Raw genomic sequence first — 18410 nt, 5'->3', positions numbered from 1 at the left:
GATGAGACCTTCGACAAGCCACATCGTCCCTGGTCAGAGGGGCATTCGTGCTTTCCGACGCGCAGCCACACGCCTATTCGATGGTGGATCGGGGTTCAGTCAGCGGCGTAGGACGCAATGAGCCTGCGGATTAGGTATCCGCAGGTGGGCAGCCTGACCTGCTCTTATGACCTCTGTGGTCGCGTTGTGGTCGCAGGCTCCAAGGTCCTGTTCGTAGGCGAGGTGACGCCTGTGATGGGGTCTTCAGGGCCTGCTCGGATCGTCGAACAAGGCTTCCTGGCCGACTACGGGCTCGACCGGGCTCGGAGGTGCCAGCTGATACCGGGTGTTCTTGGGGCCAGTGCCAACGGCGACGATATGGCCTTCCTTCTTCAGGCGCCCAAGCCAGTGCTCGGCGGTCTTGGGGTTGATGTGCAAGAGGGTGCTGACCTCGGTCTTCGATAGCTCTTCTCGCAGGGCCAAGAGATCCAAAATTTGCTTCTGTCGGTTCGGCCTGACCCGCTTACCCTCTGCTGCGTCGATGTTCCGGGCGTATTCACTGAGTGAGTATCGAGCCCCACCCCGCGTTCCGGTCTGCTCGACGAGTTCGCGAGCGACGAGGTCCTGCAACTCGGCCGTGGCGGCTCGACTATCGGAGAGGCCAGTGACGGCTCTATAGCGCGCGTTGTCCATGACCTGGCCAGCTCGAAGCACGGCCAAGGCGGTGCGCTGGGTGTCCTTAAGGCCTTCCGGACCTATTAGCCCCAGCCACTGGACTGTGCCCTCATCGAACAGCGTGTGGTTCGGCATTGTCACCCGGAACGAGGTGATCTGATCCGCGAATTCGGGAGGTCTCATGCCGGCGCGAGCGAACTCTACACGCATTGTCCTAATGCCGGACCCCCGGTTCTCGCAGACCGTTCGGGTACTGCCAGGGACGTAGATGTCCTCAAGGAGCTTGAGAAGAAGGGCGTTTCGCGAAGACGAGACTCCCTCGTCGCCTAGGCGACCGATGTCGACGGCGCCGAACAAGCCGCCTGGGTTCAGGATTCGGAGCTGATTAGGGAACATCTCGACCTGAACCTGTGTCCCTCGGGTGCCAGGGCTGAGGTCGCGGTGGACCAAGGCGTTGACGACAGCCTCGCGGAGCGCCTCGGGCGGGTACTCCCATACGTCCTGTCGACCAGATGCGTCCACCATGGCCCGCCGAGACATGTTGCGCTGGATTACCGCTAGGGCCTCGGTCGCAATCGCTGGGATCGAGCCGTCGATCCTCACGTTGTCCAGGAACCGGGTGCCTCCAGTGGGCTCTCCAGACTGTGTTGGGTAGTGAACGAATGTAAGGCACAGCTGCGGAAAGAACTGCTGCGGATAGCGGCCAAGGGAAAGAAGGCCGCCGAGCGTGGGTCGCAAGTCGCCGACCTTATCCTTCTTGACGACGTTCAGCATCTTCAAGATGGTCAGGTCTTGCTCGGTTCCGAAAATGCGGGGGCTTCGGTCCCGCAAGCGCGCGATCAGGTTCTGTATCGCAACAGGATCGAGGTCCTCAACTTCGGCATCTTCTACGAGCTCATGATCGAAGCGAGGTTGGCCTCGCTCGGCGATCAGCTGGTTGACCTCTTCGGTCGTCAAGCGTCGATCGCCGTCGGCGACCCTGATGTAGCTTCCCTTCTGGATCCCCTTTGAGGTGATGTAGCAGGGCTTCTGGCTCCTAGGTAGTTCGGGCACATCCGCGACGATCACGTTGGCCCCCTCCACGGAGTGCATGTAGATGCTGGGCTGCAGAGGAGGAGACATGGTGTCGCGAGCCTGAGAGGCGAGGTCGTGTTGGAGCTTGGCGACATCGTTTACGCCCGTCACCGCAAAGTGGGCGCCCTGGTCGACGCCCAGGATCAGAGTCCCGCCGCCGGGGCTGTTGGCGAACGCCGACAGTGTCTCGAGGACGGAGCTGGGCAGCGCGTTGGTCGCCGTCTTAGCCTCGATCGACGCGTCTTCGCTGCCGAAGGCACGGAGGTACTGGATGAGGGCGGCCGTCTCGACTTGCTCCACAGTGGCATCTCCTCCTCGGCGGCGTTGCACTTAGGAGACTAACCTCCTCGGTTAGGAGTATCGATTTCCTAATTAGGAGTAACGAGTGATCTGGCTCACTGAGCGCGCCGGCGGCGGTGCTGCAGCTCACTCGGAGCCCGGAGAGCGGGAGCCCGCGGCGACGGCGCCCTGCGTCAGCCGCCGATCGCGCGACTCCAGGCGCCTTCACGAGGGTTCGCTCGGCTGTGGTCGCGCGCTCAGCGGATGGGTTTGCACCGTCCCAGGGACTCTGAGTGTGGTCGCGGTGTGGTCGCGTACTGCGCGCTACCGCGGGCGATACGGCGACAGACGCCGACAGTCAGTTCGCCGTTGACCAGTGCAGATGGCATCACGCGGCACCGTCGGTCACGTCTGGGCTGGGACTTTTAATCCGCGGGTTGTGGGTTCGAGCCCCACGGGGCCCACGCACGACGGCGTGCACCAGGCAATGTCCCCCGTGCTGCGGAACCTGCTCACTCCCTGCGGGAGCCGTGGTCATCGGTTCCCGCCCGGGTGCGCGACCACATGCGGACGCTGAGGGCGGGCAGCAGCCAACCGAGGAACATGATCACCCCCGAGATCCACCCGAAGAGCAGGTGCATCACAAGGCCGGCGATCAGCGCGGCCACCGCCACCCTCGCGAGGAACGGACCGAACGGGCGCTGCCCGTAGGCGACGAGCTCCTCGCGGTCCTGGCGCCGCAGCCGCTCGCGGGCGGCCTCGTACGGATTGCCCGGCTGATCGCTCACGACGTGATCATGGCGCTCCCCGGGTGCGCGGGTGGGCCGAGCCGACCGGACGCGTGAACGATCGGAACCGTCACCGGGTTCGGCTCACAGCGTTTCGCGTGTCCACGGACTGCACCGACGGCTCTCACCTAGGCCTCGCCGGCCCGCCGCGGCTAACGTCCGCGCATGGCCGAGCTGGTGCTGTTCCACCACGCGCAGGGGCTCACCCCGGGCGTCCGGGCGTTCGCCGACGACCTGCGCGCCGACGGGCACGTCGTCCACACGCCTGACCTGTACGAGGGGCGCACCTTCGCCACCCTCGACGACGGCGTCGCGCACGCCCAGCAGATCGGCTTCGGCACCGTGCTCGCCCGCGGCCGCGCCGCCGTGGAGCAGCTGCCCGAGCGGCTGGTCTACGCGGGCTTCTCCCTCGGCGTGATGCCGGCGCAGCTGCTGGCGCAGACCCGCCCGGGCGCCGCCGGCGCGGTGCTGCTGCACGCCGCCGTCCCGCTCGGGGAGTTCGCCGACGAGTGGCCCGCCGGGGTGCCGGTGCAGTTCCACGTCATGGACGCCGATGACCAGGGGGACGTCGACGTCGCGCGCGAGCTCGCCGCGGCCGTGGACGGCGCCGAGCTGTTCCTCTACCCGGGGGAGCGGCACCTGTTCACCGACCGGGGCCTCGCCGACCACGACGCTGCGGCCGCGGCCCAGGTGCTGGACCGGGTGCGGGCCTTCCTCGCCGCCGTGGGCTGACCCGCGACACGCCGGCGCGCCGGAACCGCCACCGGGGTGACCGACCCCCGTCCGCGCCCGCGCCACGCTCGGGGACCGGCGGTTTGTCGACAGGTCGGCGACCCGGGGGAGGGGTGACCGCACGCCCCGGAGCCCTCGTGCAACGAATGGGAAACGGGCCAGGTCAACGGCCTGCCGGACGGGCCGTTCCGGGGCCTCGGCGTCCCTAGCCTTCGGGACGTCCGCGGTGCTTCCCAGCCGCGGAGAACCACCCGCGAGGAGCCTCCTGTGCACGCCACCGCATCACCGGTCCGCAAGCCGTCCGCCCACGCCCCGGAGGGCGCCGACGAAGGCCTGGCCCTGCTGAGCGAGCTGATGGTGGACGAGCCGGCCGCCGCGCCGCCGGCGCCCCGCCCGCCCCATCCCGGCCTCGCCGCCAGGGTGCAGGAGTGGACCCACCGCGCGTCGGCCTGGGGCGAGGGGCCGCAGGGGGCCTGGCGTGCCTGGTGAGCTGCTGACGGTCCTCGCGCCGTTGCTGGGCTGCGGCGCGCTGATCGCCGTCGTCGTCGTGCTGGGCGCCAGCTCCACCGCCCGCTACGAGTTCGAGCGCAACGCCGTGCAGGCGCAGCAGCGGGCGGCGGTCGGGGCCGCGCAGCCCGCCGGGGCGACCCGCGCTCCCGGCGACGTCGTGGTCGCCGAGGCCGGGCGGGCCGAGGCGGAGCGGCCCGCGGCGGACCGGGCGGCCGTCGGGCTCGCCACCCACCCGGCCGGGCGCGGCGTCCCCGCCGGGCCCGCGACCACCGGCTGGTGGCTCGTCGCGACGCACGACGGCGAGGTGGTGGCCGGCCCCTTCGCCGACGCGATCGACGCCGGCTGGGCGCGGCTCTCGGCCGACCTGACCGACACCACGCGGGTGGTGCACGGCGGCCGTCGCCCCGACGGCGGCGTGGTGCGCCGGCAGGCACCGGCCGAGCGCGAGTGGCTGGCCGACCTCGGTGACCAGCTCGACCGGCTCCCGGAGGACTGGGACCCGTTCATGGTGGACGACGAGGACGTGCTGACCACGCTGGCCGTGGACGTCACCTCGGCGCTGCTCGAGGCCGGGTTGCCGCTGCACGACTGCGAGGGCCGGGAGCCGGCCGGGCACGCCGCGGGTGGCGTCTGCCTCACCCCGCACCCGGACGGCGCGGGCGTCCTCGTCACGTGGCGCCAGCACGACCGGATGAGCGTGCACCAGGCGCGCGGCGCCGCACTGGAGGCGGCCGTGCAGCGGACGATGACCGCTGCCGTCGCCACCGTGCTGGGGCAGATGGGCTTCGGCGTCGTCGAGTTCGGCTCGCCCGGCTGCCACCTGGTGACCGCTCCCGCCTGCTGACGGCGGGCGCCGGGCGCGGTCAGGCGCCCCGGGCGCCCTCGGGCGCGGGCGGCACGACCAGCACGGGCCGCCGGCGCAGCCGGGCCGGGAGGCGCCGGCCGGACGACGGCAGGCGCACGGCATCGGGGTGGGCGGAGCGGGCGGGCAGGTCGATCACGTATCTCCTCGGGGCTGCGGTGTACCGCGAGCCTCCCCGGTGGGTCTGACAGTTCCCCCTGCCCGACCTGTGCGGAACCTGGCATTCCCGACCCCGCACCGCCCTCACCTGCACGGGTGGGAGCCATCTCAAGCCATCCACGGCGCAGCCGATAGGAGCAGCGTGCGCACATCCAAGGACGAGGGCCGCCGGCGCGGCGTGCCGCTGTGGCGGTACCTGGCCGCGCTCGTGCTCCTGCCGCTGATCGGCGTCGTCGTCCTCACCGTGGCGGCGGCTCAGGCCCGGGCGGCCGAGGTCGCCGGCGCCGAGCGCGCCGAGGTCGCCGTCCGTGCGCTCGCCCTCCTCGATGCTGCCCGCAGCGGCGTGGAGCAGGAGATGATCCCCGCCCTCTCCCTGGCGATCATCGACGACCCGGCCGCCGCGGCGGCTCTCGGGCTGCCGCCGTTCTTCCTGCGCGCCCAGGAGCAGGCCGCCCTCGACGAGGCGACGCGGGCGCGCGCCCTCACCGATGCGGCCCTGGAGCGCCTGGCCGGCGACGCGGTGGGCGGGGAGGCGGCGGCGCGCGCCGCGGAGGACCTGGGGCAGCTGCGCCGCGCCTACGAGGCGGGGCGGCTGGACATCGAGGAGGTGCACCTCCGCTTCCTCGCCGTCTCCAACGACCTGATGGCCGCGCAGTCGGCCGCCGCGGCGGCGGCGACCGCGGAGGGCGTCCCCGGTGCCACGCTGCGGGCCGTCCGCGACGTCCAGACCGTGGCCCAGCTGGCGCAGACGGCCGGCCGGCAGATGCCGCTGTTCCTCGGCTCCCTCCTGGTCGACGGCCAGGAGCAGCTGATCGGCTCCCGCACCGCTTGGGAGACCTCCTGGATGGACTACCGGGACGCGCAGCGGAGGATGGGCACCCTCTCGGGGGAGCCCCTGCGCGAGGCGTGGCAGGAGGTGCGCACCTCCGACGTCGTCGCCGACCTGGACGGGCTGCTCACCCGCGGCCTCGCCGGCGAGATCCGCAGCCTCGCGCTGCCCGACCTGGTGACCGCGCTGTTCCAGAGCCAGGAGCGCGGCACCGTGCTGGCGGGGTTGGTCGGGACGGCGGTCGAGCAGGCGCAGCTGCTCGTCCAGGCCGACCGCGAACGCGCCGAGGACCGGCTGCAGGCCGTCCTCGTGATGGGCGCCGGGCTCCTGGCCGGCTCGGTGCTGGGCGCCGTCCTGCTCGGCCGCAGCGTCACCCGCGCCCTCCGGCTGCTCGCCGCCCAGGCGACCGAGGTCAGCCAGGGGGCGCTGGTCGAGGTGGAGGCCGACGGCCCGCGGGAGGTCCGGACGGTCTCGGCCGCCTTGGGCTCGGCCGTGGCCGGGTTGCGCCGCATCCAGGACCAGGCGCAGGCCGTGGCGCGCGGCGACCTCGACGACGCGCTCCTCGACGAGCCCCTGCCCGGCCCGCTCGGCGAGGTCGTGCACGCCTCCGTGCGGGCGATCGTCAGCTCGGTCCGCCAGCGCGAGGAACTGCAGTTCGCCCTCGCGCACCAGGCCACCCACGACCCGCTGACCGAGCTGCCCAACCGCGCGCAGGCGGTGACGCTGGTGACCTCCGCCCTGCACCGCGGCCGGCGCTCCGGCGAGATGACCGGGCTGCTCTACATCGACCTCGACGGCTTCAAGGCGGTCAACGACGCGCACGGCCACGCCGCCGGCGACGAGGTGCTGCGCGCGGTGGCGGCCCGGCTGCGCGCCGCCGTCCGCCCCGGCGACGTCGTCTGCCGCCTCGGGGGCGACGAGTTCGTCGTCCTCGTGGAGCCCGTGCACGCCGAGCACGCCCTGCTCGACCTGGCCGAGCGGCTGATCGCGTCGATCAGCCGGCCGGTGCCCGTGGGGACGACGACGGCCACCATCGGGGCGAGCATCGGCGTGGCGGTCAGCCGCGACGGCGGCACCGACGCCGACGTCCTCTTCGCCGAGGCCGACACCGCGGCCTGCCGGGCCAAGGCCCACGGCCGGGGCCGGGCGGAGATCTTCGACGAGGCGCTGCGGCTGCAGCTCGCCGAGCAGGCCGAGCTCGAGGCCGCGATCGCCCGCGGCCTGGCCGGCGGCGAGATGCACCTGGTCTACCAGCCGGTCGTGGACGTGGCCTCCGACCGGCTCACCGGGTACGAGGCGCTGGTGCGCTGGGACCGGCCCGGGGTGGGCCCCGTCCCGCCCGACCGGTTCGTGCCGGTCGCCGAGCGCTCCGGCCTCATCCGGGACATCGACCGCCTCGTGCTCCGCGAGGCCACCCGGCAGCTGGCCGAGTGGCGGGCCGCCACCCCGGTCATCCCGGGCCGGCCCGAGCCGACCGTCGCGGTCAACATCTCTGGCCGCCACCTCGCCGACCGGCGGATCGTCGCCGACGTGGCCGAGGCGCTCGAGGCCTCGGGCCTGCCGGCCCGGCTGCTGGTGCTGGAGGTCACCGAGACCGTCCTGGTGGACGACCCGGCCGCCTACGACCACCTCGGCGAGCTGCGGGGGATGGGTGTCGGCATCGCCATCGACGACTTCGGCACCGGCTACACCTCGATCGGGCAGCTGCGCAGCATGCCCGTCGACACGCTGAAGATCGACCGCAGCTTCGTGGCGTCGGCCGAGCCCGCGCACCTGGAGCTGGTGGCCCTGATGATCCGCGCGGCGCACACGTTCGGGCTGACCGTCGTCGCGGAGGGGGTCGAGGAGCCGGCGCAGCTGGCCCGGCTCCGTGCCGAGGCGTGCGACCGGGCCCAGGGCTACCTGCTCTCCCGGCCGCTGCCCGCGGTCGAGGCGGGGGCGCTGCTGTGCCGGGAGGGGGCCGTCACCCCCGCCCGCTGACCGGGCGCTCCCGGCGCAGCGGCTGCCGGGACCGGCCAGGTGTGCCACCATCCGCCGGTGACCGGCACACCCCTCCCCCCGGCCTCCTGCCCCGCTCCCACCGGGCCGGGTGAGCCGGCGTGAGCGACCTCGACGTCCGGACCGCGGAAGCGGGGAGCGGGCTCAAGCGCCGCGTCTTCTACGGGTCGGTCGCCGGCGTCCTGGCCATCGCGCTCTGGGCGACGGCGAGCCCGTCCTCGGCCGCCGAGACGATCGGCTCGCTGGTCGGCTGGACCTCCGAGTGGTTCGGCTGGTTCTACATCGCCTTCGCGACCGTGGTCCTCGTGTTCGTGCTGGTCATCGCCTTCTCCCGCTACGGGAGGGTCAAGCTCGGGCCCGAGCACTCCACGCCGCAGTACAGCACCTTCGCCTGGGCGGCGATGCTCTTCGCGGCCGGCATCGGCACCGACCTGATGTTCTTCGCCGTCGCCGAGCCGGTCACCCAGTTCCTCGCTCCGCCGGTGGGGGAGGGCGGGACGCCGGAGGCCGCCGCCGAGGCGACCGTGTGGACGCTGTTCCACTACGGGATCAACGGCTGGGGCATGTACGCCCTGATGGGCATGGCGCTGGCCTACTTCGCCTACCGCATGAACATGCCGCTGGCGATCCGCTCAGTGCTCTACCCGATCTTCGGCAAGCGGGTGCACGGGACGCTGGGCGACGCCGTCGACGTGGCGGCGGTGCTCGGCACGATCTTCGGGGTCGCGACCTCGCTGGGCATCGGCGTCGTCCAGCTGAACTACGGACTGTCGGTGCTGTTCGGCATCCCGGAGGGGCGAGCCGCCCAGCTGGGGCTCATCGCCCTGGCCGTGGGGGTTGCGACGATCTCGGCGGTCAGCGGCGTCGACCGCGGGATCAAGCGGCTCTCCCAGCTCAACGTCGTCCTCGCCCTCGGCCTGGCCGGGTTCGTGCTGGTCACCGGCAACACCGCGTTCCTGCTCAACGGGCTGGTCCAGAACGTCGGCGACTTCGTCAGCAGCTTCCCCGGCCTGACCACGGAGACCTTCGCCTACGACCGGCCCGACGAGTGGCTCAGCGCCTGGACGTTGTTCTTCTGGGCCTGGTGGATCGCGTGGGCGTCCTTCGTCGGGCTCTTCCTGGCCCGGATCTCGCGCGGGCGGACGATCCGGCAGTTCGTGGCAGGCACGCTGCTGCTCCCGTTCAGCTACATCCTCATGTGGGTGTCGATCTTCGGGAACAGCGCGATCGACCGGATCCGGCAGGGCGACGCGGCGTTCGGGGAGACCGCGATGAACCTCCCGGAGCGCGGCTTCTACACGCTGCTGGCCGACTACCCGGCCTTCCCGTTCATCGCCTCGATCGCGACGTTCGTCGGGCTGCTCTTCTACGTGACGTCGGCCGACTCCGGCGCGCTGGTGATGGCCAACCTCTCCTCGCGCCTCCGCCGCCCCCAGGACGACGCGGCGCCGGGCGTGCGCATCGTCTGGGCGGTCGCCACCGGTGTCCTCACCGCCGCGATGCTGCTGGTCGGCGGCGTGCCGGCGCTGCAGAACGCGACGATCATCATGGGGCTGCCGTTCGGCTTCGTCATGCTGCTGGTGATGGTGGGCCTCTACCGCGCGCTGCGCAGCGAGGCCGACCGCGCCGTGTACCGCCACCGCGTCGCGCCGTCGGGCCGGCCGGCCGCACGGCGCCGCGCCCGGCTGCGCCGCCGCCGCACCCCGGGCCCCACGGGACGCGAGCGGGTCGACCAGTACCTGCACGAGACGGTGCGCCCGGCGCTGGCGGAGGCGGCGGCCGAGCTGCGCGCCCGAGATGTCACCTCCGACACCCGGTGGGTGGTCGACGACTCCGGGACGGACTGCGTCGAGCTGACGGCGCGGGCCGACGACGGCTCGCCGTTCCGGTACCGCGTCCGGCCTGGCCGGGCTCCCCACTGGGGCGGTGGCGCCCGGCCGGCGTCGGACCCGGCGTCCTCGCAGCTGGCCGTCCACGTCGACGGCGCGGCGAGCTACGACGTCATGAACTTCACCCACGCCCAGCTGATCGACGACGTCATGGACCGCTTCGAGCAGCACGTCGACGGCGGGGTCACCCGCAGCTGAGCCGGCAGCACCCGTCGCCACGACGGTCGGTGCAGCGGCCTGACCCGCCCTTCTGCGCAGCCTGCCGCGCCGGCGGCCGGGGCGGGCGGCTCAGCGGTCGAGGAAGGACTCGACCACGGGGGCGAGCTCGTCGGCCTCGGTGACCAGCGCGATGTGCCCACCGCGGTACACGTGCAGCTGCGCCCGGGGGATCAGCCGCGCCATGACCCGGGCGTTGACCACCGGGATGATCGGGTCGTCGTCCCCGGCGACGACGAGGGTCGGCTGCCGGATGAGCCGCAGGAACGGCAGGCTGCTCCAGCCGGTCGTGGCGGCCAGCTGGTAGTAGTAGCCGCGCTGCGGGCCGACCCTGGTGTGGCTGTGCAGCGCCGCCGCGGCCCGCCCGGGGTCGGTGCGGACCGAGCCGCCGTAGATCTGCCCGGCGATGCGGCGGGCGTACTCGGGGTCGCGGTGCCGCCGCGGGGTGAGCATGTGCGCCAGCACCCGGGGGCTGGCCGGCACCATCAGGGTGCCGGTCGCCGTCGCGGCCAGCACCAGCCGCCGGCACCGGCGCCTGTGCTGCACCGCGAAGTGCTGGGCCAGCCCGCCGCCCCAGGACAGGCCGAGGACGTCGACCGGCCGGTGGTGGCCCAGCCTGTCCAGCAGCCCCGCGACCACGGGGGTCAGCGTCGACAGCACGTAGGGGACGACCGGCGCGGGCGAGCCGCCGACGCCGGGGACGTCGAAGCGGATGACGGTGCGCCGGGGGTCCAGCGCGTCGACGAAGGGCTGCAGCACCTCCAGGCTGGCGCCGATGCCGTTCATCAGCAGCAGCGGCGGCACCGTCTCGTCGGTGCCCGGCCGCACGGCGGTGCGCAGCGTCCGCCCGCCGATGGTCAGGCTGCGGACGACCTCCCGGCTACTTGTCGAAGACATACGTGCCCGGCGCATCGGCCAGCGGCTCGAGGCCGTCGCCCCCCAGGTGCTCGGGGGCGGGGATCTCCTCGCCCGAGCGCTCGCCCAGCCAGGCCACGTAGTCGGGCCACCAGGAGCCCTTCACCGTCTCCGCGCTGCCCAGCCACTCCTGCGGGTCCGGCGGGGTGGAGGCAGCCACCTGGAACGTCGACCTCGGGTTGCCCGGCGGGTTGACCAGCGAGGCGATGTGGCCGCTGGTCGAGAGCACGAACCGGCTCTCCCCGCCGAGCAGCTGGGTGGTGCGGTAGCAGGCCTGCCACGGGCAGAGGTGGTCCGCGACGCCCGCGGTGACGTAGGAGTCGACGGTGACCGCCGAGAGGTCCACCGGCGTGCCGAGCATCGTGGCCCGGCCCGGCTCGGTCAGCGCGTTGCCCAGCGCCACCTCGATGAAGTCGCGGTGCAGCGCGGCGCTCATCCGGGTGGTGTCGGCGTTCCAGAACAGGATGTCGAAGTTCGGCGGGGGCTTGCCCTGCAGGTAGTTGTTGACCCAGTAGTTCCAGATCAGGTCGTTGGGCCGCAGCCAGGCGAACACCTCGGCCAGCTGCGCGCCGTCGAGGTAGCCCTTCTTGCGCGAGCGCTCGATGGCGGCCCGCACGGCCTCGGGGTCCATGAGCGCGGACATGGTGCCGGCCCGTTCCCAGTCGAGGACGGTGACGGCGAAGCTGGCCGAGCGGATGCGCTCCTGGCGGCCGGTGGCGGCCAGGTGCGCCAGCACCATCGCGGTGATGATCCCGCCGGAGCAGAAGGCCTGCACGCTCGCCTGCTCCTGGCCCGTGATCCGCTCGACGGCGTCCAGCGCGTCCAGGACCGCCTGACCGTAGGTGTCCAGGCCCCAGTCGGCGTGCCGCTCGTCGGGGTTGCGCCACACGATCATGAACACCTGCTGGCCGCCGGAGAGGTAGTGCTCGACGATGCTGCGGCCAGGGGCGAGGTCGGTGATGTAGTACTTGTTGATCGTCGGCGGCACGACCACCAGCGGCACCGACCGCACGGTCTCCGTCGTCGGCCGGTACTGGATGAGCTCGAAGACGTCGGTGCGGAAGACCACCGCGCCCGGCGTGACGGCGAGGTCCTCGCCCACGGTGAACGCGTCCGGCTCCACCATCGAGGGCACCCGCGGCGGGCTGGCCAGGTCGTGGACGAGGCGCCGCACGCCCTCGACGGCGTTCTTGCCGCCGGTGTCGATGACCGCCTTGAGCGCCAGCGGGTTGAGCAGCGGCACGTTGCTGGGGGCGAGCGCGTCGACCAGGTTGGTCGCGGTGAAGCGGAGCCGTTCGTCGTCCTGCCAGTCCAGGCCGGCGTCCTCGATGAGCTCCCAGGCCACCCGCGCCGTCGCCAGGTGGGCCTGCATGGTCCGCCGGAGCAGCGGGTTCCCGCTCCAGGCGGGGTCGGCGAACCGCTTGTCCTTCTTGCCGGGCGCGACCTCGGAGCGGCCGATCACGACCTTGCCGAGCTCGCGGGCCAGCTCTCCGCCCCGGCGGGCGAGGGCGTCGGGCCGGCGGGCCAGCGCGGCCCCGAACCGCAGCACCGTCCCGGCCGGCGGGATCAGCCGGCGCAGCGGCCCCGCGGCGGCGTCCACGAGCACCATGTCCAGGCCCGTGGCGGCCTCGGTGGCCGGCTCCTCGGCCACGTCGGCCGTGGCGCCGTCGGGGACGGCGCGCGGCTTCCGGGCGTCGCGGTCCTGGTCGGTCGCGGGCTGGGCCATCGCGGTCTCCTCTCGACGCGCGGCCCCGGGGCGGACGGCGCCATCCCCCGAGACGCTGCTGTGACCTGGAACACTCAACCACAGGACGGGGGTCGCGGCAGGGCGCGGGCGGTCAGGCCGCCTCCTGGACCAGCGCGGTCCGGGGCGCGGCGTTCAGCGCCCGCCGCCAGCTGCGGTTGTGCCGCCAGAACAGGTAGCAGCCCAGCCCGAGCGGGATCGGGAGCACGTAGCTCAGCGCCCGGAACAGCAGCACCGCCGCGGCCACCTGCGCCCGCGGCCCCCCGGCCGCGGCGAGGCCCGCGATGAGCGCCACCTCCACCACGCCCAGCCCGCCGGGGGTGAGCGGGACGGCGGTGAGCAGCCGCGCGAAGGCGAACACGACCAGCGCCTCGGCCACGCCGACCCGGTCGGCGCCCACGCCGGCGAAGCGGAGCGCGAGCACCAGCAGCAGGAACAGCGACAGGTGGCTGACCAGCGTGGCGAGGGTGATCCAGTGCCAGCGCGCCCGCAGCAGCAGCACGGTGCGGTCGCGGAACTTCGTCGTCGCCCGGTCCCAGCCCTCCACCGGGCCGCGGCCGAACGGGCGGCGGAGCGCCGACGCCACCCCGGCGGCCGCGCGGCCGATCCGCGCCGCCCCGGTGGCGCTGCGCAGCACCGCCCCCAGGAGCGCGACGGTCGCGGCGAGGGCGCCGAGCGCCACCAGCCCGCCCGCCACCCGCGCGGCCGACGGCGGGGCCGAGAACGCCAGGAGGGCCAGCGCCAGGACCGGGAGGCCCAGCTTGGCGAAGTTGTTCCACAGCCCGGCGACCAGCAGCGCCACGGAGGTGCGGGAGCGGGAGAAGCCCCACGAGGAGTTCATCGCGTAGGTGAGGCCGACGGCGACGGCGGCCCCGCCGACCACGGTGTTGGAGACGGCGGTGGCGGCCTCGGTGGCCACCGTCGCCTGCCGCAGGGTTAGGCCGGGGGTCGTGGCGACGACGACGAACTGGTAGGTCACCACGTTCCACCCGGCCGCCAGGAGCAGCGCCACGACCTCGACCCACGACATGCCGGTGATCGCCGCCCACACGCGCGAGAGGTCGGTGAACTGGGGCAGGAACCAGGTGAAGACGGCGACGACGAGCCCCGCCGACAGCAGCGGCCCGAGGGCGCGGGTCCACCGCGGACGGCGGGCCCGGCCGCCCACCGGGGCGGCGGCGGTGCTCACCTCCCACCGGCCGGGGGGTCGAGCTGCAGCTGGCCGTCGGTCTGGTCGAGGACGGCGGCCCGCACCCGGTCGCGGGTCACCGCGCCGATGCCCTGGGTCGCCACGGCGAGCGGCTCGGAGCGGTTCTCGCCCGACAGCCGGAACAGCACGCGCAGGCACCCGCCGGCGAAGACGTAGGACCGGGTGCCGACGTACTGCGGGCTGACCTGCTCGACCCGCTCCCAGCGGCGCATGCCCTCCCGCTCGCTGGGGATCTCCGTGGCGCCGGTCGTGTCGCACGACGCGGTCAGCTCCACCTCGAGGGCGCGCAGCCCGTCGCGGTCGGAGTCCAGCCAGAAGCGCGCGGAGCTCTCGGTCGCCTCGAGCCCGGCCAGGTCCCACCCCAGGGGCATGGCCTCCAGGCAGGGCACCCAGGCGGCGCTGGGCACCGACTGCGCCATGAGGACGACGCCGTTGGCGGGCAGACCCGCGTCACCCTCCTCGCACGCCAGCGTCTCCTCGCCGAGCACGAGCGGCTGCCCGCAGCCGGCGAGCAGGCCCGCCGCGAGCAGCAGCGGTGCGGCCCGGCACGCCCGCCCGGTCACAGCGGGGACCCGAGCAGGCCGGCCGACACGTACAGGGCGGTCAGGGCGGCGGCGAGGGTGACGACGGTCAGCCCGGCCCGCCGCCAGCTCCAGCGCTGGATGCGCACCGGGGGCAGCCGGAACGGCAGCAGGGCGAGGAACTCCTCCTGCAGGTCCCGCCCCTGCTTGCGGATCATGCGCCGCAGCTGCGAGGGCATGGTCAGGCCGCGGGTGGCGGCGAAGGCCTCGGCGATCTCCTCGTCGGTGAACTGCAGCCGCGCCCGCCGGTACACCCGCTCGGCGTCGGTGCGCAGCGCCAGGACCAGCATCATGTTGGCCAGGTCCACCGCCTGCCGCCACGGGCTGGGGCGCACCTCGGCGAACGCGGAGTCGATGAGGTGCAGCGTGCCGTCGCGGACCAGCAGGTTGGCCGGCTTGATGTCCCGGTGGGCCATGCCGATCTCCCACAGCCGGCGCACGATCGCCAGCCCCTGGTCGATGACGGCGTCGTCGATCTCGGCCTCGCCGGCCTCGCGCGCGCCGGAGATGAACTCCGTGACCAGCAGGTACTCCCGCTCCGGCGTGATCTCGACGATGCCCAGCGGCTGGGGGACGGGCAGCCCGCCGTCGGACAGCACCCGCAGCACGTAGTCCTCGTACTGGACGAGCCGCCGCACGCTGTGGAACGGCTTCTCGTCCTCCAGCCGGCCGTACAGCAGCGTCCGGCCGAGCTTGTACCAGCGGTCGGAGCGCACGTGGGTGGCGGCGTAGAGCTTGCCGAACACGTGGCTCTCGTCGTCCCCCTGCGGGTCGTGGGCCTTGACGGTGATCCGCAGCGGCGTGGAGCCGCCGGAGCCGGCCAGGCCGAACGGCGAGACGTCGGTGGCCACCAGCCCCAGCTGGTCCTGCAGCGCGCGCACGATGGCCGCGCCCCGCTCGCCGGAGACGTCGAGGTGGGCCGGCCGGGCGCGGGTGTAGCGCACCGGGTGCACGGCGTTGGGGGTGAGCAGCCGGAAGGCGGCCAGCGGCGTGGCCACCCCGAGGACGACGCCGGCCAGGACGCCGGTGGGGTGGTCCTGGGCCAGGTAGAGCCGGGAGGCGGCGGTGACCACGAGCAGCCCGCAGACCACCCACTTGCCGATCGTCCGCTTCCGGCCGGGCGGGACCAGCGAGTAGAGGGTGCTGACCAGCAGCGCGGCCAGCACGGTCACCGGGAGCGACGGCATCGCGAACCCGGACCAGCCGCCCAGCACCTCCACCTCGAACGGTCGCGGCCGCTGGAGGGTGATCGTCATCGCGGCGCCGACGTTGACGACGAGCAGCCCCACGCCCAGCCACACCAGCAGGTGGCGCCAGCGGCGGAAGGCGGCCAGCAGCACCAGGTCGGCCAGCCAGATGGCGTGCAGCGCCTTCGCGCCGGCCAGCAGACCCGCGACCTCGGCGACCGCGGTCAGCGCGGGCGTCCGGGTGCTCGCGATCGCCTGGAGGATGCGGGTGTCGGCGACGTCGACGTACCGGATGGTCCCGGTGGCCACCACGGCGAGGCAGGCCACCAGGACCAGCGCGCTGAGCCCCAGCCACCACTTCCCGGACGTCCGGAGCTGGCGGGGCAGCGGGGGCGGCTCGCCCGAGGGGCGGCGACGGCGGCGGACGCGGGCGATCGGCGGCGGAGCGGGGCGTTCGGCCCGCCCTGTCGCCCGTGGCTCCGGCAGCGCCTGCGGCAGCGACGCCATGGCCGAGATGGTCCACCCGCCCGGGCACGCGGACCATCCCTTTCCCCGCGGTCCGGCGTTACGGTGGCGCCTCCGCGTGCCCGCCCCCGGCAGGCGGGCGGCGGTGCGGCCGGGAGGTGGCTGCCGTGCGCGCTGGCCGGGCCCTCGCAGCGGCGCTGGTGGCGCTCGCCGCCGTCCTCGGCTGCACGCGTGCCGAGCCCCTGCCGCGGGACCCGGGGGTGGTCCGCTTCGCCTCCTACGACTTCTCCGAGAACCAGATCCTCGTCGAGGTCTACGCCGAGGCCGTCCGGCGCCGCGGCCTGCCGGTCTCGGTGCTGCACGGCATCGGCACCCGGGAGGTGGTGTCCCCCGCGCTGCAACAGGGCGTGGTGGACGTCGTCGTCGACTACCTCGGGACGGCGCTCTCCTTCGCCCGGCCGCAGTTCCCCCGGCCGCCGGAGGAGCCCGGCCAGATGCACGCCGTCCTCTCCCGCACGATGGGCGGGCGCGGGGTCGACGTCCTGACCCCCGCCGCGGCGGAGGACCAGAACGGCTTCGTCGTCACCGAGGAGTTCGCCGCGGAGCACGGGGTGAGCCGGCTCTCCGACCTGGCGCCGCTGGCCGGCGAGCTCACCTTCGGCGGGCCGCCGGAGTGCCCGGACCGGCCGTTCTGCCTGCTCGGCCTCGAGCAGGTCTACGGGCTCCGGTTCGGCACCGTGACCAGCATGCCGTCGCGGGCGGGGACGCTCGAGGCGCTGCTGTCCGGGCAGGTGCAGGTCGGGATGCTGGAGACGACGGACGCGCGGCTGGCCACCGCGCCGCTGGTGCTGCTGGCCGACGACCGCGGGTTGCAGCCGCGGGAGAACGTGGTGCCGATGGTGCGGGCGGAGGTGCTGGACCGGTGGGGGGAGCCGCTGCGGGAGGCCCTCGACGGCGCGAGCGCCCGGCTGACCACCGACGACCTGGTGGAGCTCAACCGGGCGGTGGAGATCGACGGGCGCACGCCCGCGGAGGCGGCGCGGGACTGGTGGGACGCCCAGTGACCCCTCAGACGATGGCGCTCGCCCCGGTGACCCCCCGCCCGACGATCAGCGTGTTGACCTCGCGGGTGCCCTCGTAGGAGTAGATCGCCTCGGCATCGGCGACGTACCGGCCCACGTGGTTCTCCAGCAGGATGCCGTTCCCGCCCATGAGCTCGCGGGCCCAGCCGACCGTCTCGCGCATGCGCATCGTGCAGAACGCCTTGGCCAGCGACGCGTGCTCGTCGGTCATGGTGCCGGCCATCTGCAGCTGCGACAGCCGGGCGCACATGGCGGCCGAGGCGGTGATGTTGCCGAGCATCCGCACCAGCAGGTCCTGGACCAGCTGGAACTCGGTGATCTTCTGCCCGAACTGCTCTCGCTCCAGGGCGTAGCGCAGCGCGTGCTCGTAGGCCCCGCGCGAGCACCCGACGGCCGACCACGCCACGCCGGCGCGCGTCGCCCGCAGCACGTTCGCCGTCTCCCGGAAGCTGTGCGCCTCCTGCAGCCGGTTCTCCTCCGGCACCCGCACGCCCTCCAGGGTGATGTGCGCGTTCTGCACGGCCCGCAGCGCGATCTTGTCCTGCAGGTCGACGGTGGTGAAGCCGGGCGTCCCCTGCTCGACGACGAACCCGAGCACGCGGTCGGTCTCCACGTCGCGGGCCCAGATGATGACCAGGTCGGCGAAGCTGGCGTTGCCGATCCACTTCTTCTCGCCGTCGAGCACCCACGAGTCGCCGTCCCGGCGGGCGGTGGTGCGCAGACCGCGGGCGACGTCGGAGCCGTGGTCGGGCTCGGTCAGCCCGAACGCGCCGATGAGCTCCATGCGGGCCATCGCCGGCAGCCAGCGCTCCTTCTGCTCCTCGGAGCCGCAGAGGTCGATCGAGCCCATGGCCAGCCCGCCGTGCACACCCATGAAGGTGGAGATCGACGGGTCTCCCTTGGAGAGCTCCATCGCGATCATGCCGTCGACCAGCGACGAGCGGCCGGGGCAGCCGTGGCCCCGGATCGGGGTGCCGGCGATGCCGAGCTCGGCCATGGCCGGGATGAGCTGGCGGGGGAACTCCGCGCGGGTCCAGTACTCGTTGATGATCGGCGTGACCTGCTCGTCCATGAAGGCCCGCACCCGGTGCAGCAGCGCCCGGTCGTCCTCGTCGAGCAGCGCCTCGAGGTCGTAGAAGTCCGACGTGATCGTCGACGGGTCGCTCATCGCGGTGCGGCCTCCTGGGTGGGGATCGGTGGGCTGCACCTACCCGGCGGCGTCCGGTGCAACCAGGC

Annotated in this window: 15 protein-coding genes; 6 read left to right on the top strand and 9 right to left on the bottom strand. The window is 73.4% G+C overall.

What is annotated here, in order from left to right:
• Positions 1–243: 243 nt before the first annotated feature.
• Positions 244–2028, bottom strand: coding sequence for an ATP-binding protein (locus tag E9529_RS22595; RefSeq protein ID WP_236830256.1), 1785 nt, complete (start codon positions 2026–2028; stop codon positions 244–246).
• Positions 2029–2519: 491 nt separating this feature from the next.
• Positions 2520–2795: a hypothetical protein gene (locus E9529_RS06210; protein ID WP_236830255.1), complete on the bottom strand. Its 276-nt coding sequence runs from the start codon at positions 2793–2795 to the stop codon at positions 2520–2522.
• A gap of 165 nt (positions 2796–2960) precedes the next feature.
• Here E9529_RS06210 and E9529_RS06205 point away from each other — a divergent pair, with 165 nt between their 5' ends.
• From E9529_RS06205 to E9529_RS06195, 3 genes are all read left to right on the top strand, one after another.
• Complete coding sequence (locus E9529_RS06205; protein ID WP_236830254.1) at positions 2961–3527, top strand: dienelactone hydrolase family protein; 567 nt, start codon at positions 2961–2963, stop codon at positions 3525–3527.
• A gap of 267 nt (positions 3528–3794) precedes the next feature.
• On the top strand, positions 3795–4016 hold the full coding sequence (locus tag E9529_RS06200) for a hypothetical protein (RefSeq protein WP_236830253.1): 222 nt from the start codon (positions 3795–3797) through the stop codon (positions 4014–4016).
• A complete protein-coding gene (locus E9529_RS06195) occupies positions 4006–4881 on the top strand; it encodes a hypothetical protein (RefSeq protein ID WP_236830252.1) in 876 nt (291 codons plus the stop codon). Before E9529_RS06200 ends, E9529_RS06195 begins: the two co-directional genes overlap by 11 nt.
• 19 nt (positions 4882–4900) lie before the next feature.
• Here the strand turns inward: E9529_RS06195 and E9529_RS06190 are convergent, their stop codons facing one another.
• A complete protein-coding gene (locus E9529_RS06190; RefSeq protein WP_236830251.1) occupies positions 4901–5038 on the bottom strand; it encodes a hypothetical protein in 138 nt (45 codons plus the stop codon).
• A 162-nt stretch (positions 5039–5200) separates the two neighbouring features.
• On the opposite strand from E9529_RS06190, the gene E9529_RS22590 reads away from it, so the two are divergent.
• Together E9529_RS22590 and betT are read left to right on the top strand one after the other, a co-directional pair.
• Positions 5201–7867 carry a bifunctional diguanylate cyclase/phosphodiesterase gene (locus E9529_RS22590; protein WP_236830250.1) on the top strand — a complete coding sequence of 889 codons (2667 nt, stop codon included), beginning with the start codon at positions 5201–5203 and terminating at the stop codon, positions 7865–7867.
• Positions 7868–7986: 119 nt separating this feature from the next.
• Positions 7987–9972, top strand: coding sequence for a choline BCCT transporter BetT (betT, locus tag E9529_RS06180; RefSeq protein WP_236830249.1), 1986 nt, complete (start codon positions 7987–7989; stop codon positions 9970–9972).
• Positions 9973–10062: 90 nt separating this feature from the next.
• Here betT and phaZ read toward each other — a convergent pair whose 3' ends face one another.
• The 5 genes from phaZ to E9529_RS06155 all read right to left on the bottom strand — a co-directional run bounded on the left by phaZ (position 10063) and on the right by E9529_RS06155 (position 16134).
• A complete protein-coding gene (gene phaZ / locus E9529_RS06175) occupies positions 10063–10887 on the bottom strand; it encodes a poly(3-hydroxyalkanoate) depolymerase (protein ID WP_236830248.1) in 825 nt (274 codons plus the stop codon).
• Entirely contained in the window at positions 10871–12631 is a 1761-nt protein-coding gene (locus E9529_RS06170) for an alpha/beta hydrolase (RefSeq protein ID WP_236830247.1), read from the bottom strand. The genes phaZ and E9529_RS06170 overlap by 17 nt, the downstream gene beginning before the upstream one ends.
• Before the next feature lie 112 nt (positions 12632–12743).
• The gene (locus E9529_RS06165; protein ID WP_236830246.1) at positions 12744–13838 is read right to left on the bottom strand and encodes a YbhN family protein; all 1095 of its coding nucleotides are present in this window, start codon (positions 13836–13838) and stop codon (positions 12744–12746) included.
• A complete protein-coding gene (locus E9529_RS06160; RefSeq protein ID WP_236830245.1) occupies positions 13835–14422 on the bottom strand; it encodes a hypothetical protein in 588 nt (195 codons plus the stop codon). The genes E9529_RS06165 and E9529_RS06160 overlap by 4 nt, the downstream gene beginning before the upstream one ends.
• Complete coding sequence (locus tag E9529_RS06155) at positions 14419–16134, bottom strand: phosphatase PAP2 family protein (protein ID WP_236830244.1); 1716 nt, start codon at positions 16132–16134, stop codon at positions 14419–14421. The genes E9529_RS06160 and E9529_RS06155 overlap by 4 nt, the downstream gene beginning before the upstream one ends.
• Positions 16135–16259: 125 nt before the next feature.
• On the opposite strand from E9529_RS06155, the gene E9529_RS06150 reads away from it, so the two are divergent.
• Positions 16260–17156 carry an ABC transporter substrate-binding protein gene (locus E9529_RS06150; protein WP_236830243.1) on the top strand — a complete coding sequence of 299 codons (897 nt, stop codon included), beginning with the start codon at positions 16260–16262 and terminating at the stop codon, positions 17154–17156.
• 4 nt (positions 17157–17160) lie between these two features.
• Here E9529_RS06150 and E9529_RS06145 read toward each other — a convergent pair whose 3' ends face one another.
• Positions 17161–18342: an acyl-CoA dehydrogenase family protein gene (locus tag E9529_RS06145; protein WP_236830242.1), complete on the bottom strand. Its 1182-nt coding sequence runs from the start codon at positions 18340–18342 to the stop codon at positions 17161–17163.
• Positions 18343–18410: the final 68 nt, after the last annotated feature.

This window comes from Blastococcus sp. KM273128, assembly GCF_021698975.1.
Taxonomy (GTDB): Bacteria; Actinomycetota; Actinomycetes; order Mycobacteriales; family Geodermatophilaceae; genus Blastococcus.
This window is presented reverse-complemented; position numbering and strand designations above follow the sequence as displayed.